We start from the raw sequence: 23099 nt of genomic DNA on the forward strand, positions 1-23099 counted from the left end.
AGGAACGAGGACAAGCAGAGCGTTTGCCAGCGGTTAGTGTCTGTTCTGCGCAGACCATCTCCATGAGGAACCCCGATACCACTCGACCTTCGCCACAACCCGGGGGAAATTGGTGGAACGGTGATTCCTACGACTGCTTGAGAGCGAGGAGACCCGGTTCGGGTGCTCATCCCCACGGATGCGATGTCGGTTGACGTCGCTCCACCCAAAAACGGTTGATTTTAGGCCCCTCGGAAGAATCAAGCCGCGTCCCCGTAAGTTTTAGGGACGTTCATGATAGCTTGCTCCTAACAGTTTGGAGTTTGCCGTCCTCGGTCAGTTTGTGACGAATCTGCAGAGGCCTCGTTCCTCGGATTTTTGCGTTGGTAGGGCGAGTGGTAATAAGGGAATAACGGTGTTGGTATCTCTTGGCGTTTGACTGGCGAGACCAACGTACGCTGTACTTTTTGAACACCAGTCAGGTACGGTTCGCCAATTGTCTCTTTTGTCTCTGCCAGTACCGACCCTGTTGTGAGGTGACTGAAAGGTCAAATAGGTTGTCGACTGCGGGTCACGTCGACAATTCCAAGCGTGAGGTGATTTCCGTGTGCGCGTATAAATGGCTTATCAGCTTCAAGATGACTTTGCCCCAAACCGCCGAGCTAACGGGACTTGGCCAGCAGATCAAACAGGTCGTTATCGTCATAAAGCAGATTGAATTGGCTAAAGACCGTATCGTTTCCTGAACCGGAGTCGATAAAGTTGGTTCCGAAGGCGATGATGAAATCGTTTCCTGCAAACGAGTAGATGTAATTACGGCCGCCGTCGACGCGGATGTTGTCGTCATGCGCACCGCCTAGAATCGTGTCGTTGCCTTTGCCGGTGCGGACCACGTTGCTGCCGTCTCCGACTTCGATGCGGTTGTTGCCGCCCAGGTCGGTGACTTGATCCTGGCCGGAACCGGTGATGATCATGTCGTTGCCGTAGCGGGTGCTGATGTGGTTGTTGCCGTCGCCGGCATCGATCTGATTGTCTCCGCCGAGGTCGATGATCTTGTCGCTGCCGCGACCGGTTTTTATGTGGTCATCGCCGACGTTGGTTTTGACCACGTTATTGCCGTTACCGACCGAGACATAGTTGTCCCCACCGTAGCTGTAAACGCGATCGCGGCCGTCACGACCGAGGATCGTATCATCCCCGCCGTAGGTATAGGAAACATTGTTTCCACTGCCGCCATCGAAGTAGACGTTATAGGTGCCGTTGTCGCCGACGAACCAATCGTTGCCCCCCATGCCCATGGCATAGATCGTGCCGGGCACGGTATGCACTCCCAGCGAAACTCGGTTGCGGTAAATCTCCACCTGGCCGGTGCCGGAACGAGTGAAGACGCGGAAATAGTCATCGCCGCTGGTGCCGGAAACCGCGAAGTCGCGTCCTTGTTGTTGCTCTGTGCGGATACGTATGACGCGTGAGTGCGACGTTTCCAATCCGGTTTCATTGCTGACGGCCGTCGCGCGGATCGTATAATTACCCGCTTTGTCATATCTCTTACTGATGGACGAGCCGGAGAGTCCGGTCACCAAGCGCGGCTGACTGCCGTCGCCCCAATCGACGGTGTAGGTATAGTGTTCGCGCGTCACGGTCGGACCATAAAGCTTCAACGAAACCACGCGTCGCTGCCCCACGACACCGTCATTATCGCCGCGAATCCGCAACACCGAAGTGTCCGCGCCATGCACCCGCACAAGGTTGGATCTGGAGCCGCCATCATTGTCAAGGACTTTCAAACGCACGACGATGTTACTTTGTCCATTCAAGTCCGCGGCGGTGATGTAAGGCCGCACCCCTATGGCATCGTACGTGCCGTCGTTCCCGTAGTCCCACATATAGGTCAGGGTCCCAGCGGGCTGATCCGCATCATAACTGTCACTGCCATCGAGTTGGATCCTGTTGCGGTTGCCTAACACATATGGCCCCCCGGCATCGGCGACGGGGCGGGTGTTGATAAAGGGGATGACCGTGATCACCAAAGCCGCGCTATCGTCGGGGATGCTGCCCACAGCGGCGTCGTCGACGTTGACGGTAACGTTCAGTACAGGGTTCCCGGCGGCATTGAGCACCGCCCCCGCTTTGAGGAACAATTCGGTTCCGAGAATCTCAAACAGATCGGCATCGGCACCGGTCAGCGAGAGCACGTTGGTCCCCAGTAGATCATCGGTGACGACAATGTCGGCCACTTTGATGCGGAGCGTTGTATCGATGTTCTCTGGGAGGCTAGTGAGGTTATTGTCCAACATCACCATCGGCGGGTCGTTGACGTCAATCACGTCAATCGCCAGAGCCGTGCTATCGTCGGGCGTGGTTCCTATCGCGACGTCATTCACGTTGACGGTCACGTTCAAAATGGGATTAGAGTAACTATCGAGAACCGTACCCGCCTTCAGGAACAACTCGGTTCCATCGATTTCGAACAGCCCCACGTCCGCACCGGTGAGTGAAAGCACGTTCGTCCCCACCCCATCGTCAGTGACCACAATGTCGGCCACTTTGATGCGGGAGGTCGTATCGGTGTTCTCCAGCAAACTACCGATCGTGTTATCCAATGCCACCATCGGCGACTCGTTGACTTCGGTCACGTTGATCGCCAGGGCGGCGCTATCGTCCGGCGTGGTTCCCACCGTGGCATCATCGACGTTGACAGTTACGTCCAAAACCGGATTAGCGAACCGATCCAGGACCGTCCCCGCTTTGAGAAAGAGTACCGTTCCATCGATTTCAAACAGCCCCGCGTCCGCTCCCGTGAGCGAGAGCACGTTGTTGCCCAGCGCATCATCGGTGACCACAATGTCGGCTACTTTGACGCGGGACGTCGTATCGGTGTTCTCCGGTAGACCAGTGACCGTGTTGTTCAATGTGACCAGCGGTGGGTTGTTGACGTCAGTTTCATCGGTCCAGCGAAATGCTTCAATTCCATTGGTGGAAGTACCTCGTCCCACAATTACAGAGCCATCGGCCGACACGCCCCATGCATAACTCCTAAAATCACCACCCGGCAAGTCGCCCAGACCCACCATGCCCGTTTCCGCCGTCCAACGAAATGCTTCATATCCATTGGTGGAATTACTCCGTCCCACAATCACGGAACCGTCGTCCGATACGTCGTATGCATAACTGTTAAAAGTACCACCCGGCAAGTCGCCCAGGCCGACCATGCCCGTTTCCGCCGTCCATCGAAATGCTTCATATCCATTGGTGGAATTACTCCGTCCCACAATCACGGAAGCGTCGTCCGATACGTCGTATGCATAACTGTTAAAAGTACCACCCGGCAAGTCGCCCAGGCCGACCATGCCCGTTTCCGCCGTCCAACGAAACGCTTCAGTTCCATTGGCTGAATCACCCCGTCCCACAATTACAGAGCCATCGGCTGACACGTGTCGTGCATAACTGCTAAAAGTACCACCCGGCAGGTCGCCCAGGCCCACCATGCCCGTTTCCGCCGTCCAACGAAATGCTTCATATCCATTGGCGGATTTGCTACGTCCGACAATCACGGAACCGTCGGCCGACACGCCGTATGCATAACTGTTAAAATCACCACCCGGCAAGTCGCCCAGGCCCACCATGCCCGTTTCCGCCGTCCATCGAAATGCTTCTGTTCCATTGGCGGATTTGCTACGTCCTACAATCACGGAACCGTCGGCCGACACGCCGTATGCATAACTGTTAAAATCACCACCCGGCAAGTCGCCCAGGCCCACCATGCCCGTTTCTGCCGTCCATCGAAATGCTTCATATCCATTGGTGGAATTACTCCGTCCGACAATCACGGAGCCGTCGGCCGACACGTTGTATGCATAACTGTTAAAAGTACCACCCGGCAAGTCGCCCAGGCCCACCATGGAGCCGGCCAACAGCGTGCGGTCTTCGAGCTGTTGCATCGCCAGGGGGCGGGTGAGGGAGCCGGTGCGTTTGCAGCGAGGAGCTTGATGGCTTTTAGTAGCCGAACGAAAAAATGGGGGCATCGAGTTGGTCCTCTTGTATTTCTGGGAGTGTTTCATGGTGTCGGTTAATAGGAATCGGAGGTTCGTCACTGTTTCAAGAACAGCGCCCCGTGCGCTCATAACAAACGCACGGCGGCGAGGTTTTTGATACGTTGCAAGATCACTTTCGCTTCAACTCACCCTCCTGCGTAAATTCCGCAATCGCCGTGTCTGAACCCGCTTTGACGACCTCCGTTTCAAACAAGGTGCGGAAGCTGCCTGAGGCGCCCCGGTAATGGCGGGTGCCGCCCACAACAGTAAAGATGCCGTCGCCGCTGAGCACGGCGTCACCCTGATCATTGATAAAATCCAACGTGAAGACCGCATGCCAAGTGCAATAGATTTTGCCCCGTTTGGTGTGAATCACGTGGATGTTGCGGCCTTCTCTTTCGTGGGGACCTTGCACGCATTCGAACTCGATCCCGGTGTCAGTGGGAAGGATCGTCTCCGGCAACGGCAGGACCGAACCGCTGTGGAGATGAAACCCAATCTGCGGGCTAGTGCCGATAGCGAGATAGGGAGCAGAGTCGCCGCCAAAACTCAACGCGTTTTGCACATTGCTAAAGCCAACGAGCCCTTCGGTTTGAAAATCGCCGGCAGCGGCAGTCCCCAGAGTGAGTGAGAAAAACGTGATCGCGGTGATGAGTACGTTGGTCTGTAATTTCATGTGATTTCCTTTTCATGTGGTTGGAGTTGGCATCGTTGTCGACGCCTGTTTGAGTTGGGCACGTTAGAAATCAAAATCGCAATGAAGCAGGGCTGAGAATTGCCGTCCTCCTCTTGGTGAATGGGGAATTGCGGGTTATCATGCAAAACAGACCACCGCCCCGTGCGCACAAAGCGAGCGCACGACGGCGAGGTTCCCGGCTGGTGAGGAGGTGTTTCGCGACAACGGCCTCACCAGCCGATTTTTTTTGTCAGAGGTTGTTTCAATTGTTGCAGTAGGTGCGCTGTGCGGCGCGAGTGTCAGGGGGCCTCCTGCTGGTAACGTTGACGAAATCCCGAAGGCTTCAAGATTTGGACCGCTCCGTTCGGTTGTTGGACGACGCAGACAAACTCGCGATCGACAACATCGGGATTGCCGTCAAGAACACGGCCGTCCGCGGCAAACTTCACGAATTGTTTGGCTCTGGTCGCTGCCAGAATCCACTCGAACCGACCCGTTCGCGGATCGCGATAACGGATCGACGTTGCCTGCCCTTTCGAGTAGTTTTCACTAAATTTCACGTGCGTGCTTGTGGCCCATTCGAACGGAGGCTGCCCCACGTCCCCGCCTCTCAGTGCGGCAATTTGAAGGCCATCCATGCCCCAGACTTGCACGAAATCTGACGACACCACTGCGATTTGAGTTCCATCCGGTTTCCAAACGACTTCGTAGCCGCCAGCGGTAATCAGACTGCTTTCCAATTGGCCGTCCTCAGACTTCCAAATGCGGAGCGTGCCCCCGGCGTCGCACATGGCGATTTTGTTGCCCTGCGGACTCCACGCCGGTCGCGACCTGACTTTAGTTATATCAGAACCCTCGCAAATTGGCCCAGGTGTCCCGTCTAGATTCCAGATTTGCAGCAGCGACGGGTCCTTGTCGCTAACGATGCGGACGGCCACTTGGTTACCGTGCGGGCTCACCGACAGGCGGCGAACGCCGGAACTTTTTTCAACGTCGGGTGAGTTGATGATCACCGGTCCTTCCGAGCCATCGCGGCCGCACAAACGGAGAAGGGGCGCGATGGCGTGGAGCCGCCACCCTCCGACCACCACTGAATGACTGTCGGGAGTCCAGGCGAAATCAAGCGGGTATTCGTGGAGTCGGTCCAAGGACTGCGATTGCGTCCCATCGGAATTGCAGAGCAGCATGTAAAATTCATCGGCGTGCCCGATATTCGCGGCGAGTTTCTGGCCGTCAGGACTCAACCGTGCAGCACGCAAACGGGCGAGAATGGCGAATTGAGCAATCACGCCACCGCTCGCATCCCAGACATGAAATCCGTCATTGGAAAAGGTCGCGATGGACTTACTCCCTGGACGCCACGCCACCCAATCAATTGGCAAAGCACTCATTTCCACCTGACCGACGTCGATCTCCGTTTTGGCGCCGGTATCAACATCCCAAATCCGGCGTTTACCGTCATGGGCCACCGATGCCACGCGCTGGCCATCGGGACTCCAGGCAGCGCACATCGGCCCCGCGGTGTGGCCGGCGAACACCGGCCCCGGTGTGCCATCTCGTTTCCAAACACAGACTTCACCGCTGCCACGATTCGCCGTCAACAGCCGCTTGCCATCGGGGCTCCAGGCGACGGTTGATACAGCGCCCTTTTTGGTGTCAATTACCGACTGCAGTGCTCCTTGGTCATTTGACAGGGCGATCGTCCCATCAGCCCCGGCCGACGCCAACGTCTTACCGTCCGGGCTCCAAGCGATTTCCCACACCGAACTGTTAGGATGACCTCGCCAACGCTTCAAGAGTTTTCCTTCGCGTGACCACATTCTCAGATTTCCGGCGACATTTCCCGAGACCAGCCGCTTGCCATCATTCGGGTGCCATTTCACGGTGCGCACATCGCACGCGTTGCCGAACAAGGTTATACTCGGTGTCCCGGTTTCGAAGTCCCAGATTCTGACCGTGTCGTCATTGCTGGCCGTTGCGAGCAGTTTGCCGTTTGGACTCCAGTCAACCTTGGTAAGACCATCGGTATGGCCGCAGAAGATCCTCTTTAATTCAAAGCTGGGAAATTCGTAGACGCGCAGCACTTCGTCGGTGGGAACGGCGATATACCGGCCATCGGGACTCCACGCAAAATGGCCGAGAATGTTATTTGGTGTACCAGTGACGTGCCGGTTCACAATCTGCCAGCGGGCAATACCTGGCAGCGCGGGAGGATCGGGAAGTAAGCCGGCAAAGGGTTCGGGCGAAGGCGTCTCCCGCCGGGATATCTCCGGAGGCCGCACTGTGTTTTCGTTCTCGATCGTCACCGCATGGCCGTCGGGGTAGGTGGTCTGGGAAATCACGTTTCCGTCCCGGTCCTTCACCACGACCACGATCGCCGCCGCCACAATGCCCCCGATAAACGCAGCGGCGAATGACAACGCCAACGTGCGATTCCGTTGGGCCCACTTTGAAATCCGCGTCGCTACCGAAGGACGCCGGGCGTGGATCGGCTCGCCGTTCAAATATCGCCGCAAGTCATCCGCAAATTCTTGAGCCGTTGCGTAACGGTCCGCTGGTTCCTTGGCGATCGCCTTGTGGATGATCGTTTCTAGGTCAGCGGGAATCGCATTGTTTACTTGTCGCAACGGCGATGGCTCTTCCTCTAGGCCCTTTTGTAGCAGCTCATTGCGGGCGGCTGATGGATAGACCGGGCTAAGCGAAAGCATTTCGTACAATGTCACGCCCAGCGAATAGAGGTCGCTGCGGCGATCAACGGCGTCGTTTTGGCCGGTGGCCTGTTCGGGACTCATATACCGCAGCGTCCCCATGACATCGCCGGTCGTCGTCAGGCCGGCATCCCCTTCGATACGCGCGAGACCAAAATCGGTGACCCATAGTTTGCCTCCGGCATCCAGCATCAAATTTGACGGCTTGATGTCGCGATGCAGGATGCCATTTTGGTGCGCAAACTCCAATGCCTCTGCCCCTTGAATGCCCAACCCGGCAATAGTGCGAAAATACTCCGGTTTGTTCGTGGCGTCTTTGGTGGGCAGCGCCGCGAACGTACCGGTATCGTTGACAGCATTCGAATCAGGGCGTGCGAAGTTGTCATCGTCCTCGTCGAGCGGCATGTCGGGACGGGTCAGGTCTGCTGGCTCAAACCGTCCCGTAACCAACTCCGAAGCCAAACTGAAATCGGCGTCTTTGGTGACCGGCAAGTCGAGCTCGTCTTTTTGCGCGACCTGCCGCAGTTGTTTGATCAGATCGGAGACATCCTGCCCCTCGATGTACTGCATCGCATAGTAATGCACTGCCCGGTCACGGCCGATGTGAAACACCGGCACAATGTTGCCGTGATGCAACCCTGCAGCCGCCTGGGCCTCAGTTTTGAACCGTTCCAACTGCCGTTGATCCAACACGGCGGTAAACGGCAATACCTTGAGTGCCACCTGTCGGTTCAAGGAGATTTGGTGGGCCTCGTAAACCACCCCCATGCCGCCGCGGCCGATTTCGCGGACCAGTTGAAAATCGCCCAGCGTGCCGCCCAGCGGGGCGTTCGGGGCAAGTGTTTTCGGAGGCTGTGGTGGCGGCGTTTGTTCCACCAAGTTAGCGATGATCGGGATCACATTCCCGTCGGGGATGTCCAACAGGTCTCCGATTTGTTGGTTCGCACGAAGCAGCCTTTCAATACGGGCCACCTGCTGTTTATCACCCGCGCATGCCTGTTGAACGAACAAGGACCGCTCAGCGTCATTTTCGATGTCAATGGCGTGAAAAAAGATCGATTCTTCTGTCTTATGAATGCCACTCATCATTGATTGTCCTGAACTCTGGACTTACCGCTCGCATTAGTAATGCGAAAAAACGAGCGCAAAGCAGTCACAAAACTCAAGGAAACTAGAGAATTTCGGAAAATTCATGTGGAGGGATTGGAGTTCTCTTCCATGTCACTGCGGAGCCACGCCCGCGCGAAGACCCAAATCCGCCTGGACGTGCTAGGTGAAACCCCCAGTAGCCCTGCCGCTTCATCAGCCGACAAACCGGCAAAAAACCGTAGTTTTACGAGTTCGGCCGCCCTGGGGTTCTCTTTTTCGAGACGGTTCAGGGCATCGTCCAAACTGAGCACTTGCATTCGGTCGACGTTGGCCGCTAATTCCACGTCAAACAACACATGACGTTGGAATTCACCACCATTCCGAATAGCATTTTTTTGCCGCGCGCGTTCAACAAGAATTCGCCGCATGGCCTCAGCGACAGCAGCGAAAAAATGCCCAGGGCTATCCCATCGTTGTGCTTTCTCAACATCTACGAGTCGCACATAAGCGTCGTGTACTAAGGCGGTGGGCTGCAGTGTATGATCCGGCGATTCATGCAACATCTTAGCTACCGCTAATCGCCGCAATTCATCGTACATCATCGGCAGTAACTTCTCAGCCGCTCCCGTATCGCCGCTTTCCATATTCGAAAGAAACTGCGTTACGTCGCCCATCATGGTCCCATTTCAGATAGTTTTTCAGACAAAACTTTCCGCTTCTATCGTACTGAAGGTTGTACGACGATGCATCTAAAACTTTGAAAACATTTGAGCCGTTAGTTCAAAGCCCTAGGGTTTGATAACGAATAATAGGCGGTATGGTTTACTTAATGAGTAAAAACCCGGCCCCGAGAAAACACAATCTACGTATCGTGGCTTACAACAGTTAAGCGATTTCACTCCACATACCCCGCTGCCGTTCCCAATCTATTTCCGCCGTAATCGACCGCTGCAGTTTTTCATGGACCGGCTCGCGCCCGACTACCATCCGCAACCGTTTGGAGCGGTGCCAAGCTCACGGTGGTTGCATCGACGATCACACGTCGATCGCGAGGCTTGCGTCTTGTTTTCGCATGCGGTGGAAATATGTCGTCAATGAAAGCCCATTGTTCATCCGCTAGCTGATCCCGCGTCATCACGACAACCCTCCTTGGTCTGTGGCCAGTGAAAGTTAAAGTGGCCGCGATGTTCATAAATCAGAAAACAAAAGTTCTCCGACAGAGCCTAGCTTTCCGCCACTTGGCTAGACATTTTTAAACGACATGGAGACTGCAAAAGTAATCCAGAGAGTCTGTTCAACCCTGCGCTCGACGCAAAGTGATGCGTAGTTCATTTGTGATATGCCGGAACTGTTCGTCAGTAAGAACATCGATTATCGCCACCAGGTTTAAGCGCCCCTTCAATCGGACTGACAACGTCATCAATGCACGATAGACAGGTCGGGCTTTCAACCAGAGGGCTGGGCGCTATTTTCGGCCCGCCATTGGGAGATGACTGCGCGATCGCGCTGCTTTAAAGCAGCGGTGCCGCACTTCCCCAACCAGATCGTCTCTACCCTGAATTTGAACGCGGGCTGACGATTAATACTGAGCATATTATTGAGTTTTGCACAACCATGCCGATGCGTAAGAATCCTGCCTATTGACGTTTGGCCTTTGGCGGTGAATAATTAATAGATAAGAAACGACCGCCCCCATAGCCAGGGCGGTGGTCGAGCGGCCATGAGAGCCTCTGTGTGCGATGCCAGCACGTCAGGGGCTTTTTGTATTCCTAGGATCAGCGGCCGATTCAAGGATGTATCCTAGACTGATGCCGCCAGGAGGAGATTTTGGGCCAGGCATTATCGGCCTCTTTGAATGGTGAAAGTTCGGGTTTAACGATGTTTCGAAACATTCAAGTTTGATAAGGAGCATTGAGTTGCCATGAAGTTATCAAAAAATATGTTTTCCGAACGGGAACGTAGCCTGGAAAATGAGTTTTTCTATCGCGTCGATCAGGCGCTGATTCAGAAATTGAAGGAGGAATCGGCGTGCGAGAGAGGTCTGATGGATCTCTCTGAAGTAACTGGCATTGCCGACCAAGAACTACTCGGCGAATTGTTGGAAGTCGGTATAGGCCGGGAATCGCTCATCGCGCTGTCACTGATTCCACTGGTACAAATAGCCTGGGCCGATCGTATTCTTGATTCAAAAGAACGGGCCGCGGTGTTGGGAGCTGCAGTCGCAGAAGGGATCGGAGAGACAACGGCCAGCCACCGTCTATTAAACGATTGGTTACATGACAAACCTGAGGAAAAGCTATTTGCCACGTGGCGGCATTACGTCCGCGTCACTGCCAGCAAGCTCACTCAGGAGCAAGTGGAACGACTGCGGCATGATGTTTTGCGACGCACACGGGCGATCGCGCAGACTACAGGCGGATTCCTCGGCATGGGTTCCGTTTCAGAAGCCGAACAAGCCATATTGAACGAGATCGAACAAGCATTTGAGGCGTAGTTTGGATTATCCGTTTATTCGTACAAGCACTTTGGCAGTGAATTTCGATCCAATCGGAAGTGAATTGGTGAAATCGCGAAGCATTTCGGGATAGTCGAGCTTAAGCTGCGGGCTGTCCACTGGCTGAAAAACATCTTCATCGAATCGTCGACAACAGAGCAATTTTCGATACAGGCTTTTATATAGTTAGCTATGATTGGGCAAACCAATTCTGTTGCTCCGTGAAGGACCTATGATGGCCGCTCAGAATCAAACCGCTCTCCAACTGATTCGTCAGACTGGCTTTTTGGATGATCTGTCGGACGAGGAACTTGCGAAAATCGCGGATATCTCAGAGATCCAACAGCAAGACGCCGGGACCGTTCTTTTTCAGGAAGGGACTGTGTGCGTGAGCCTGTTCATCGTTGTCACGGGCAGCGTGGCGCTGGATATGCATGTCCCGCGCCGCGGTCAGATCAGAATCCTTACAGTCGGGGCCGGTGAGATTCTTGGTTGGTCGGCACTCTGGGGCAGTCAACGCATGACGGCGATGGGGACGATCCTCGATGCTGCCACACTGGTTACAATTCCCGGACAGCGTCTGCAGGAACTATGTGACGCCGATCGAGAGATCGGATATAGAGTAATGCAGCGGATGGCCGTTGCTTTATCCCGGCGGTTGCTGGCAGCACGACTGCAATTACTTGATCTGTTTTCCGAGACACAGCCAGCCTAACCGACGCGCGGTGGAGTCCGGAAATTCACAATGCGTTGGCAATGGAGGAAATCGAGATACGAAATGGAGAAGGTTACAGAGCTCCCGGAATTCTTGCCGGCCAGCGAGTTGCAGTCGCTGTTGGATGTATTGATGAACGCTGGGTATCAAACCGTTGGTCCGACGGTCGACCAAGGTGCAATTGTTTACGACGAAATTGATTCGGTGGATAAATTGCCCCGCGGCTGGACCGACCGTCAGGAAGCGGGGAAGTACCGCCTAGAACAGCGTGATGACGATGCCTATTTTGGGTACGTTGTCGGACCGCATTCTTGGAAGCAGTTTCTCTTCCCGCCCTTGGCAACGGTCGCTACAGCGGAGCGTCATGATACCGGTTGGCACATGCGCACGCCCGATGACGATCCGCCACGCTATGCGTTTCTCGGCGTGCGTGCCTGTGAGATCGCCGCGATGCGGGTTCAGGACCGTGTTTTCACGGGCGGATCTTATATCGATCCCATTTACAAGAAACGACGGGACGCAGCCTTCATCGTCGCCGTGAATTGTACGCAGGCGGCCTCTACTTGTTTCTGCACGTCGATGAATACAGGACCGCGATGTGAAAGTGGTTTTGATTTGGCGCTGACCGAAATTGCCGACGGATTCATCATGGAGGTCGGCTCGGATGCCGGTGGTGAAATCCTGAAAAAACTTCCGACAATATCCTCCACAAGGGAACGACTCCATCAAGCTGAATCCGCACGGCAGCAGGCCCTTGAGCAGATTACAAAAACGCTCGACACAGAGGGGCTTCGCGATCTGCTGCTGGATAATCTCGATCATCCTCAATGGGACGATCTCGCCACACGCTGCCTGTCCTGCACCAACTGCACCATGGTCTGCCCGACGTGCTTTTGCTCCACGGTGACCGAGGTGAGTGACCTGACCAGGGACCATGTCGAACGACGGCGTGAATGGGATTCGTGTTTCAACATCGACTTTAGTTACATGAACGGTGGCGTGGTTCGTAACGGCGTTCGAAGCCGTTACCGGCAATGGCTGACGCACAAGCTGGCATCGTGGGAGGACCAATTTGGCTCATCCGGTTGTGTCGGTTGTGGTCGCTGTATCACGTGGTGTCCCGTGGAGATTGACCTGACCCAAGAAGTGGCCGTGATTCGACGATCGACAATTAACGCAAATCCACCAAACACAAACTCGGGGGCGGCACAATGACGGGCTCCGCTGCCTGCAAACCTACGGACCCTTGGCTGGCCTATTCGGTGACCGTGGATCAAGTGACGCCGGAAACCCCCGGTGTTGCGACCTACGATCTGATTTTCACCGACAACGAAGTGGCCGCTCGGTATACGTTTTTGCCCGGCCAGTTCAATATGTTGTATTTGCCTGGAGTCGGTGAGATTGCCATCTCGATTAGTGGTGATCCGACAAACGGCGATCGGCTGCCACACACAATTCGCGTAGCGGGCAACGTGACACGTACGTTGGCAGGCTTAGCCGAGGGTGCTTCACTTGGACTGCGCGGTCCCTTCGGCTCAAGTTGGCCATTAGCAGGTAACGTAGGAAAAGACGTGATTCTCATCGCCGGAGGAATCGGACTCGCTCCTTTGCGGCCCGTGATTTACGAGTTGCTCTCGAATCGTCACCTTTATGGTCAACTAACCCTATTGTACGGTTCAAGGACACCCGAGGGACTGCTGTATCCTGGCGAATACGACAATTGGCGAACCCGCGGACTCGACGTCCAAACAACTGTCGATCGTACGACAGATGGTTGGAGCGGAAATGTTGGCGTCGTCACGACGCTGTTGGAGCGGATGGCACTGCCCCGTTCCGCGGAGACAGTGCTCTTCACCTGCGGGCCAGAAGTGATGATGTGGTACACAGTCCAATCGGCGCGCGAGTGTGGAATCCCCGATGAAAATCTCTACGTGTCGTTGGAACGAAACATGAACTGCGCGGTTGGATTGTGTGGCCATTGCCAATTTGGTCCTGAATTTCTTTGTAAGGACGGGCCAATCTTCGGTTACGACCGAGTAGCTTCCATTCTGAAAGTGGACGATCTGTGAAATCTCCGGTGCAACAAACTCTGCCCGACATTCATCGCAAACCACGGTTGGCGGTCTTTAAGTTTGCCTCATGTGACGGCTGCCAACTGTCGTTATTGGACTGCGAGGACGAACTATTGGCCGTGGCGGGCGCGGTGGACATCGTCCACTTTCTGGAAGCGACCAGTCGGATTGAACCAGGACCATATGACATTGCCCTGGTAGAGGGGTCGATCACGACTCCGCATGACGCAGAACGAATCCAGGAAGTCCGCCGCCAATCGCGGTTTTTGATGACAATTGGCGCGTGCGCGACCGCCGGAGGCATTCAAGCCCTCAAGAACTGGGCTGATCACGAAGACTTTTTGCGTTGCGTCTATGCAAGACCCGAATTCATTTCAACTCTGGAAACGTCAACCGCGATTGCCGATCACGTCGCGGTTGATTTTGAACTGCGGGGCTGTCCGATTAACCGGCATCAGTTGATCGAAGTGCTGATGTCCCTAATTTCCGGACACAAGCCGCGGACTGCGACACATAGTGTCTGTCTGGATTGCAAACGTCGCGGCACGGTTTGTGTCGAAGTCGCGCAAGGTATTCCTTGTATAGGTCCAGTGACGCAAGCTGGTTGCGGAGCAATCTGCCCAGCCTACGATCGCGGATGTTACGGTTGCTTCGGCCCGGCCGCTCAGCCAAATTGCGACAGCCTGACGTCGCAGTACCTCGGCACCGGTTCGACGCGAGAAACCCTGGTCCCCTTGCTACATAACTTCAATGCCGATGCCCCTGCGTTTCGCGATGCTGGCAATCGCTTACAGCAGTCCGACACCCCCTCCTCGACAGGAGGCCGGTCATGACCGAATCACGCAGCATCAGAATCGAAGCCCTGACGCGCGTTGAAGGCGAAGGGGGACTGCACATCAAATTAGATGGCGGCATGATTGAAGATGTGCAGTTGGCCATCTATGAACCTCCACGGTTCTTTGAGGCATTTCTCCGCGACCGCTCTTTGGAAGAAGTCCCCGACATTACCGCTCGCATTTGCGGCATCTGTCCAGTCGCCTACCAAATGAGTGCTGTGCACGCTTTGGAGGCAGCGCTACACGTCACGATCACACCTGAAATCCGCCGCATGCGTCGGCTGTTGTATTGTGGTGAATGGATCGAAAGTCACGCCTTACACATGCATCTGTTGCACGCTCCTGATTTTTTTGGAGTCAACAGCGGCATCGAATTGGCCGAACGGTTTCCCAACGAAGTCAATCGTGGTTTGCGACTTAAGAAGCACGGCAATGAACTATTGGAAGTTCTCGGGGGCCGCGCAATTCATCCAATCAACGTCGCCGTCGGCGGATTTTACCGTGCCCCCAAGCGCGACGAATTGCTGCGTTTGATTCCCGATTTCGAATGGGGCCTGCAAGCCGCAGTCGCAACCACCCGCTGGGTGGCGACGCTCGATTTCCCGGATTTTGAACGCAACTATGATATGGTCGCGCTCAGTCATCCCAATGAATATCCGATGAACGAGGGACAAGTCGCTTCCACTTCAGGCTTGTTGATCGACGTGGCTGATTACGAAGGTGAATTCGCCGAAGAGCATGCCGCCCACAGCACCGCATTGCAATCCGTACGAAAGTCAGTGAACAGCTGCTATCATGTGGGACCGCTGGCCCGTGTCAATCTGAACTTCGACCGTCTGTCGCCGCTGGCCCGGCGCGTTGCGGATGAGATTGGTTTCGCGCCGCCATGCCTCAACCCGTTCCGTGCAATCATTGCCCGCGGCTTGGAAGTCATCCATGCCTATGAGGAAACACTGGAAATTCTTCGTGAATACCGTCCGTTCAAACCGCCGCGCGTCGAATACGAATATTCCGCTGGCGAAGGCTGTTCCGCAACGGAAGCCCCCCGCGGCCTGATCTATCACCGCTATGCAGTCAATGACGACGGAAAGATTACGTTCGCTAAAATCGTCCCTCCTACCTCGCAGAACCAAAGGCAAATCGAAGACGACCTTCGTGATTGGCTACCCGACGTGATGGGCGATGACGACGGACAGACTGCTCTCGACTGCGAACGTCTAATCCGGAGTTACGACCCCTGCATTAGTTGTTCAACGCACTTTCTAAACTTGACCGTGGAGCGAACCAAATCGTGAGCAACACGACGAAAGCCTTGTTTGTGGGCATTGGTAGCCCGCACGGCGATGACCAAATTGGCTGGCTGATTGCCGATCGGCTGGCTGAAGATGGAAGTCTGCCTACCAGCGTCGCCGTGAAAAAAGCAGGCATCCCATTGGATCTACTTGATTGGCTGGAAAACCTCGATTGCCTACATGTCTGCGACGCATTCCAGGGAGCAGCGATGCCTGGAGAACTCCGTCGCTGGGAATGGGATGTTGTGTCAGATGTGCCTACAATGACAGAACTATTTCCCGATTTTATACGGCTGCGTTGTCAGGGCAGCCACGACTTCGGCTTAGCGGCCGTGCTCGATCTCGCCTTGCGACTACATCGACTTCCTCATCGGATCGTCGTGTGGGCTATTGCCGGCGATGGCTTTGAACGAGGGAACTCTGTTTCGGAAAAATTGAAGCGGGCATTGCCGACGGTGACCAATTCGATTCAAAATGAACTCAATCATGCATGAAATATCCCTCGTTCGGTCGCTTCTAAAACAGGTTGAGCGATTGTGCAAACAAAACGACGGTACGGCCGTTGAACAAATCGAAGTCGAGATCGGTCCGCTCAGCGGTGTGGAACCGTTATTGGTGCGAGAAGCGTTTGAGATCCTCTCATTCGGGACTGGCTGTGCCGGTTCGCGGTTTGTCATCCATGAAGTTCCGTTGAAAGCACGCTGTTCTGATTGTCAGGCGGAGTTTGAGTTGCCTTCATTTGTGTTCGTCTGTTCGGGATGCCAGTCCCGTGCAATCCAAATTACGAGTGGAAACGAATTCAGACTGTTGAACGTTACGATTCAGGCAAACCAAGCCGCCAACATCCCGAAACCGCGCGGCGGTGGCTACGAAACGGAGCATATCGCATGACGACGACGCGCAAGCTAACCGTCAATCAAGACATCCAAGCCCAAAATAAACGCCGTGCTGCCGAATTGCGTTCGGCATTTTCGGATCGTGGCACGTTCGTCGTCAACTTGGTGTCGTCACCCGGAGCGGGTAAAACGAGCCTGTTGGAAGCGACTGCAAAATACTGGGGCAACCGGCGAAGAATCGCGGTACTCGTTGGTGATCTGGCCACCGATCGCGATGCCGATCGATTGCGGCCGTACGTCCCTGTCGAACAATTGACAACGGGCGGTGCCTGTCACTTGGAGTTATCGCTCGTCGAACGTGGTCTTCAGCGACTTCCCGATGAAGACTACGAGTTCCTCTTCATTGAAAACATCGGGAATCTGGTCTGCCCTGCGTCCCACGATCTTGCCGAACATCTGAGGGTGGTGGTGTTAAGCACCACCGAAGGGGATGACAAGCCAGGCAAATATCCCAAGATGTTTCGCACCAGCCAAGCAATGGTGATCAGCAAGTGCGACCTGCTGCCTCACGTTCCGTTTTCGGTGGACGCAGCCATTACTGATGCCAGCTTGATTCAACGAGACCTTTCCACATTTCCTGTTTGTTCCACCACCGGCGAAGGAATCGCGGCATGGTGCGGATTTCTCGATGACGCGCGACAGCGCATGCGGAACGTTGCTGGTAGACATCAGGAGCATGTCGGAAATTGAAAGAAACGTCATCCACTCCGCGGTCTGAGACAACCATCGCTACCCGACTCTTGCTGCAGGGAAGCGTGCAAGGAGTCGGCGTCCGTCCTGCAATCATGAAATTGGCGTCGGAACTCAAATTGTGTGGATTTGTTGCGAATGAGATGCGTGGTGTGGAAATCTACATCGAAGGCAGTGGAATTGAAATCGATGAATTCGCGGATCGGCTACAGGCCGAATTGCCACGGGGCGCAAGATTTGGAAATTTGACCCGCATGCACTCAGCGGTAATCGGTTTACAACAGTTCGAGATTCGGACGGTCAAATCAACGGGTGCTGTGGCGACGTTGGTTCCGCACGACATGGCCGTTTGTGAACAATGCAATGATGAGGTAACCCATGCTCTAGACCGCCGTGCAGGATACGCGTTCACTAGTTGCACAAACTGTGGGCCGCGTTATTCCATCATCCATACCATGCCCTACGAAAGATCGCAGACGTCGATGGGTCAATTCGACCTCTGCGAACCATGTAGGTCGGAATTCGAAGGTGCCAATGATCGGCGATTCCACGCGCAAACAAACGCTTGTGCCGACTGTGGACCGACGGTCTGTTGTGGAGAAACGACAGAGCAAGGAAAGTCCGCAATCACTGCGGCTGCCATTGAATTGAAAAACGGAGGCATCGTCGCGTTGAAGGGTCTTGGTGGTTATCAGTTGCTTTGCGATGCCACAAGTGAAACAGCCGTCCGCAGGCTGCGCGATCGCAAACACCGTCGTACGAAGCCACTACCGGTCATGATCAGCGCTCCGAGCCGGCCCGAGGAATTCCCCGCAGCGCTCTTTGACGCATCCAACCCCATCGTGCTAGTGCCGTTCGATTTGGTTGGTAATCTTGCAGAATCTGTACATGCTAATTTCAATACCGTTGCCGTGATGTTACCCACAACGCCCCTACACCGACTGTTGTTGCGGGAATGCGGCCGTCCGCTGGTCGTGACCAGCGGCAACATCGAAAGCGAACCGTTGGCCTACGAAAACGACGACGCAACTGAATCATTGCACGGCGTTGCCGATCTTTTTCTGCATCACAACCGTCGTATCGTCCGTCCTATTGATGATAGTGTGGTGCAGACTTGCGGCAATCGGACGGTGAGCATCCGCGCCGCACGAGGGATCGCCCCCTTGCCATTGGCTTTACAGACCGACCGCTCGATTCTGGCGGTCGGCGGACATCAAAAGGTCGCCGTTGCATTGTCCAATAAAAAACAGGCTGTACTGGGTCCGCATATTGGTGATCTAGACAGTTTAGCGGCGCGAGAGCGATTCGTGAGTCACACGAGATCACTGATCGATTTATACGGCTGCAATCCTGAAGTCATCGTCCACGATCTGCATCCCGATTACTTTACAACACGTTGGGCCGAAGAACAGCCACAGCCAACGATTGCTGTGCAACATCATCATGCGCACATTGTGTCAGGCATTCTCGAACATGCCTGGCTTGACCGGAAGGTACTCGGTATCGCGTTTGATGGCACGGGATACGGACCTGATGGCACAATTTGGGGTGGTGAGTTTTTACTCGCAACCGCAACCCAATTCCATCGCGTCGGCCATCTGCGACCGTTCACATTGCCCGGAGGTGAGCTTTCGGTACGGCAGCCGTGGCGGGTAGCGTTATCGCTGCTGACGGAGACCCTGGGCAGCGCCGCTGCAATTGAGTTGTTACACGGCGAGGCTGAGACATCGCAATTGCAGGCGCTTGCCAAACTCATTGAACGCCGTCAGGCAGGTCCAATGACAACGAGCGCCGGTCGACTGTTCGACGGTGTCGCAGCATTATTGTTACCTTTAGCAGACGTATCATTTGCAGGCGAACCGGCGATGAGATTGGAATCCATTTGCGACGATTCCGAGCCGGCGAGCTATTCGTTCTCAGTTACCGAAATAGACGAAGTGGTGTCGCTAGACTGGCGGCCGGTGCTGGCTGAAATCGTTGGCGACCTGACTCAGGGTGTCGAAATTGGGGCAATAGCGATGCGGTTTCATCGTGCGATAGCGCGAGCGATTGCGAATCTTGCCAAGAAATATGCGGAATTACCAATCATACTATCCGGTGGATGTTTCCAGAATCGTCTTTTGACAGAATTGGTCCTTGAGCAATTTGCGGGCGGCCCGCAAACCGTCGGGCTTCCCGGTACAATCCCGCCGGGCGACGGAGGACTGGCGGCGGGGCAATTGGCGATTGCTGCGGCGAGATTGGCAACGGGACATTTAGAACAAGGGCTGCCCTCATGTGTCTAGGCGTTCCCGGACTCATCATACGTTGGATCGATCGCGATCCGACGTTCGGTAAAGCGGAAGTCGAATTCGAAGGTATCCGCCGCGTTTGTCATATGGCCTGTGTCCCCGAGGCAGAGGAGGGTGACTATGTCGTCGTGCATGCAGGGATCGCCATCAGCCGCGTTGACGCCCGGGAAGCCCAGCAACTGATTGCGGAACTCAAGCGATTGGGCCTACCCGATGAGTTTTCGGAGACGACCGACTCACTTCCACCAATATCAAAAAGGGACTCGCCGTGAAATACGTCGATGAATTTCGCGATCCCACAACTGCAAGGCAACTCGTCGCCGAAATCCGTAGAACGGCCACTCAACGATGGGTTTTGATGGAAGTTTGCGGCGGACAGACGCACGGTTTACTGCGGCACGGGATCGAATCGGAACTTCGCGATACGGTCGAATTGATTCATGGACCCGGTTGCCCCGTTTGCGTCACGCCGATAGCTGCGATTGATTTCGCACAGGAATTGGCGATGCGCGACAATGTGGTCGTTGCCAGTTTTGGCGATATGCTTCGCGTTCCAGGAAGTCGCAATTCACTGTTGAACGTGCGCGGCGCTGGTGGGCATTTGAAAATTGTGTATTCCCCTCTCGACGCGGTGACATTCGCGCAGCAACATCCCGATCAGCAGGTCGTTTTTTTTGCCGTAGGTTTTGAGACAACCGCTCCGGCGACAGCCCTGGCGGTTTTACAGGCGGAGCGGCTGAATCTGAGTAACTTCTCGCTGCTGGTTTCGCATGTCCGAGTCCAGCCGGCGATGGAAGAGTTAATGGATTCGCCCGATAATCGTGTGCAGGCATTTCTCGCGGCGGGCCATGTTTGCACGATTACCGGTTTTGCCTCTTACGATGCATTCGTGCGACGTTATAAGGTGCCGGTGGTCGTCACGGGATTTGAACCGATTGATCTGTTGGAGGGCATCCTCGAATGCATACGCCAACTTGAAACTGGACGTAAGAAGGTTTCAAATCGATACGCTCGTAGTGTCAGCCGCGCGGGAAATCTCTCTGCTCAAGACGTGGTTACCCAAGTCTACGAGATCGACGACCGCCCTTGGCGAGGTTTTGGGACGATCCCTTGCGGTGGCTACAGTCTCCGGTCGGAATATCGTCGATTCGATGCCGAGAAACGATTTGGCCATGTCTCTTTGCACTCACAACTTCCGATCCTTGGGGATGAAGTGTGCCGCGCTGCTGATGTTCTGGCGGGGCGTTTGCGGCCGACCGCATGTCCGGAGTTCGGGACAGCCTGTACGCCGGAGTCGCCACTGGGAGCACCGATGGTCTCATCCGAGGGGGCGTGTGCAGCCTATTACCAGTATGACTCTGCTGGGCGCGCACCATCTTTTAGCCAAACCCAATCCGAAAAAAGTACCTCTGCCTCTCCCAGCAGCAGCAGTTCGGACGTCTCCACAGTTGAGACAGGAGCCTCCACGAAATGAGTGATCCTGCCTGGCAAATGTATTGTCCGATACCGCTTGATGAAAACGGCGCACGCATCACGCTGGCTCATGGGGAAGGTGCGCGATTGACGCGCCGATTAATCGAGGAGCATATACAACCCACCTTCGACTGTCCCGAATTGGCGAACCTTCCCGACGCGGCGCACATCGTGACGGACACCCGCCGCTTGGCCGTGACAACCGATTGTTTTGTCGTCTCGCCATTATTTTTTCCTGGTGGCGATATCGGTTCGCTTGCGGTGCACGGGGCAGTCAACGACCTTGCGGTTTCCGGTGCGCGACCGCGTTGGTTAACGCTCTCGCTGATCATCGAAGAAGGTCTGCCACTAGCGGTGTTAGACTGCATTCTCAAAAGTGTCGCTAACACCGCAAAAAAATGTTGCGTCTCGGTAGTTACGGGTGATACCAAAGTTGTTCCCTGTGGGACCGCCGACGGTCTGTTTCTCAACACAACGGCTATTGGAGAACTCGTCGATCCTGTACCACCAGGTCCACAGTCGATCCAAACCGGTGATCGACTCATCGTTTCCGGACCAGTCGGTCGACATGGCATTGCAGTACTGTGCGCCCGAGAAGAACTTGAGTTCGATCCGCCCCCTTCTAGCGATTCCGCTTCGCTGATCGATTCCGTTACCGCTCTGCGTCAAGCAGTCGGTCCCAACGTTCGAGCCATCCGCGATGCCACCCGCGGCGGTGTTTCGGCAGTGCTGCACGAATGGGCCGCTGCTTGCGATTTGACAATGTGTCTTCGCGAAGCTGATATTCCCACAAGCAACGACATCCGTGGGGCTTGTGAGCTACTTGGGCTTGATCCATTACACGTCGCCAATGAAGGAACGTTCGTAGCCGCCATCGCAGCGGAGGCGGCAGATGATGCCGTTAAAGCGTTGCAGTTACAACCTCAAACCCAGCATGCCACCATCATCGGCGAGGCGACAGACCGTCAAATCGCCCCCGTGACGATTTATCGCACGTTGGGTCGCGAGCAGCCTCTCGACGAACCCGCCGGTGCCGCATTGCCGCGAATTTGTTGATCGCCGCTGATGCATACAAGAAACTTCGGGATAGCCTGCGCTTTAATCTTTCATACTTGAACCGGGGGAGAGGTAAAACTATTCGCGGTTCCCAAACAAATGATGGCCGGAAGCCGTTAGGCAAAAGGAGGTTCGCGTGAAAAATAACTTGGAAGAACTGTCCGCGAAGATGATGGTCGCCAGCGGCCGAAATGATTTTAATTCGATAGGTTTTCGAGTAAAGCGCGCACGGGGAGTGCGTTTAGTAGAAACCTGACCTGCAATGATTCACACTGCACGCACAGCCGTAAATGGCCGATGGTCGTGTCGAGTGCGATCGTCTCGTTTTTCGGCGGTGCATTCACTGCAAGATGTCGGCGGGGATTCTCGGAATAATAATGCGAGTGATGTTCGTTGTAGAAGCGATCAGCAACAACAGTGGATGAATGAACTGGGACATCCGATACGAGTCTGTGATTGTCGTAACGCGTTGTCAAAATTGGGGAGAGTATAGTTTTTGTACTACGCCGGGATGGGGCGCAACAAACCGGCGCCTCCAAACTGGGGTTTCGCGCGATGTTAACCATACAAGACACAATGACTCGTTGGGACTCACTGTGTTGTCTCCTTAAAAAAAGTCGAACAGCGTCTCAACCGCTCTACTGAATGCCCGCGGCCAAATGAATTTTGCCCCGCGTGTTCTCAGGCCAAAAAAGCTCAGATGAATAAATTCACCCTTGGCATTTCGGCACTGCCTGCAGCACATCAAGCACTGCGCAACACCTTTTTCTTTAAGTATTGCCGAACCTTACCACGCTT

Annotated in this window: 17 protein-coding genes; 13 read left to right on the plus strand and 4 right to left on the minus strand. The window is 54.9% G+C overall.

The features are described 5' to 3' along the window. Positions 1–641: 641 nt before the first annotated feature. From CA54_RS19020 to CA54_RS19035, 4 genes are all read right to left on the minus strand, one after another. Positions 642–4004, minus strand: a complete 3363-nt coding sequence (locus CA54_RS19020; RefSeq protein ID WP_197532615.1) for a hypothetical protein — start codon at positions 4002–4004, stop codon at positions 642–644. 139 nt (positions 4005–4143) lie between these two features. Beyond that, positions 4144–4689, minus strand: a complete 546-nt coding sequence (locus tag CA54_RS19025) for a hypothetical protein (RefSeq protein ID WP_146372590.1) — start codon at positions 4687–4689, stop codon at positions 4144–4146. A 299-nt stretch (positions 4690–4988) separates the two neighbouring features. Continuing rightward, complete coding sequence (locus tag CA54_RS19030; RefSeq protein WP_146372591.1) at positions 4989–8486, minus strand: protein kinase domain-containing protein; 3498 nt, start codon at positions 8484–8486, stop codon at positions 4989–4991. A 101-nt stretch (positions 8487–8587) separates the two neighbouring features. Then, the gene (locus tag CA54_RS19035) at positions 8588–9163 is read right to left on the minus strand and encodes an ECF-type sigma factor (RefSeq protein ID WP_231963128.1); all 576 of its coding nucleotides are present in this window, start codon (positions 9161–9163) and stop codon (positions 8588–8590) included. Positions 9164–10407: 1244 nt separating this feature from the next. Between CA54_RS19035 and CA54_RS19040 the strand changes: the two genes are divergently transcribed. The 13 genes from CA54_RS19040 to hypE all read left to right on the plus strand — a co-directional run bounded on the left by CA54_RS19040 (position 10408) and on the right by hypE (position 22301). Beyond that, positions 10408–10980, plus strand: coding sequence for a hypothetical protein (locus CA54_RS19040; protein ID WP_146372592.1), 573 nt, complete (start codon positions 10408–10410; stop codon positions 10978–10980). Positions 10981–11212: 232 nt separating this feature from the next. Continuing rightward, positions 11213–11695 carry a cyclic nucleotide-binding domain-containing protein gene (locus tag CA54_RS19045; protein ID WP_146372593.1) on the plus strand — a complete coding sequence of 161 codons (483 nt, stop codon included), beginning with the start codon at positions 11213–11215 and terminating at the stop codon, positions 11693–11695. A 63-nt stretch (positions 11696–11758) separates the two neighbouring features. Next, positions 11759–12910, plus strand: a complete 1152-nt coding sequence (locus CA54_RS19050; protein WP_146372594.1) for a 4Fe-4S dicluster domain-containing protein — start codon at positions 11759–11761, stop codon at positions 12908–12910. Then, the gene (locus tag CA54_RS19055) at positions 12907–13764 is read left to right on the plus strand and encodes an FAD/NAD(P)-binding protein (protein WP_146372595.1); all 858 of its coding nucleotides are present in this window, start codon (positions 12907–12909) and stop codon (positions 13762–13764) included. The genes CA54_RS19050 and CA54_RS19055 overlap by 4 nt, the downstream gene beginning before the upstream one ends. A 29-nt stretch (positions 13765–13793) precedes the next feature. Further along, positions 13794–14600: an NADH-quinone oxidoreductase subunit B family protein gene (locus tag CA54_RS19060; protein ID WP_146373393.1), complete on the plus strand. Its 807-nt coding sequence runs from the start codon at positions 13794–13796 to the stop codon at positions 14598–14600. Further along, entirely contained in the window at positions 14597–15898 is a 1302-nt protein-coding gene (locus tag CA54_RS19065; RefSeq protein WP_146372596.1) for a Ni/Fe hydrogenase subunit alpha, read from the plus strand. Before CA54_RS19060 ends, CA54_RS19065 begins: the two co-directional genes overlap by 4 nt. Further along, positions 15895–16389: a hydrogenase maturation protease gene (locus CA54_RS19070; protein WP_197532616.1), complete on the plus strand. Its 495-nt coding sequence runs from the start codon at positions 15895–15897 to the stop codon at positions 16387–16389. The genes CA54_RS19065 and CA54_RS19070 overlap by 4 nt, the downstream gene beginning before the upstream one ends. Further along, positions 16382–16786 (plus strand): hydrogenase maturation nickel metallochaperone HypA, encoded by a 405-nt coding sequence (gene hypA / locus CA54_RS19075; protein ID WP_146372598.1) that lies wholly within the window; start codon positions 16382–16384, stop codon positions 16784–16786. The genes CA54_RS19070 and hypA overlap by 8 nt, the downstream gene beginning before the upstream one ends. After that, entirely contained in the window at positions 16783–17481 is a 699-nt protein-coding gene (gene hypB, locus CA54_RS19080) for a hydrogenase nickel incorporation protein HypB (RefSeq protein ID WP_146372599.1), read from the plus strand. Before hypA ends, hypB begins: the two co-directional genes overlap by 4 nt. Next, positions 17478–19766 carry a carbamoyltransferase HypF gene (gene hypF / locus CA54_RS19085; RefSeq protein WP_146372600.1) on the plus strand — a complete coding sequence of 763 codons (2289 nt, stop codon included), beginning with the start codon at positions 17478–17480 and terminating at the stop codon, positions 19764–19766. The genes hypB and hypF overlap by 4 nt, the downstream gene beginning before the upstream one ends. Beyond that, on the plus strand, positions 19757–20044 hold the full coding sequence (locus CA54_RS19090; protein WP_146372601.1) for a HypC/HybG/HupF family hydrogenase formation chaperone: 288 nt from the start codon (positions 19757–19759) through the stop codon (positions 20042–20044). Before hypF ends, CA54_RS19090 begins: the two co-directional genes overlap by 10 nt. Then, complete coding sequence (hypD, locus tag CA54_RS19095) at positions 20041–21246, plus strand: hydrogenase formation protein HypD (protein ID WP_146372602.1); 1206 nt, start codon at positions 20041–20043, stop codon at positions 21244–21246. The genes CA54_RS19090 and hypD overlap by 4 nt, the downstream gene beginning before the upstream one ends. Continuing rightward, the gene (gene hypE, locus CA54_RS19100) at positions 21243–22301 is read left to right on the plus strand and encodes a hydrogenase expression/formation protein HypE (RefSeq protein WP_197532617.1); all 1059 of its coding nucleotides are present in this window, start codon (positions 21243–21245) and stop codon (positions 22299–22301) included. The genes hypD and hypE overlap by 4 nt, the downstream gene beginning before the upstream one ends. Positions 22302–23099 lie beyond the last annotated feature (798 nt).

The organism is Symmachiella macrocystis (assembly GCF_007860075.1).
Lineage (GTDB): Bacteria > Planctomycetota > Planctomycetia > Planctomycetales > Planctomycetaceae > Symmachiella > Symmachiella macrocystis.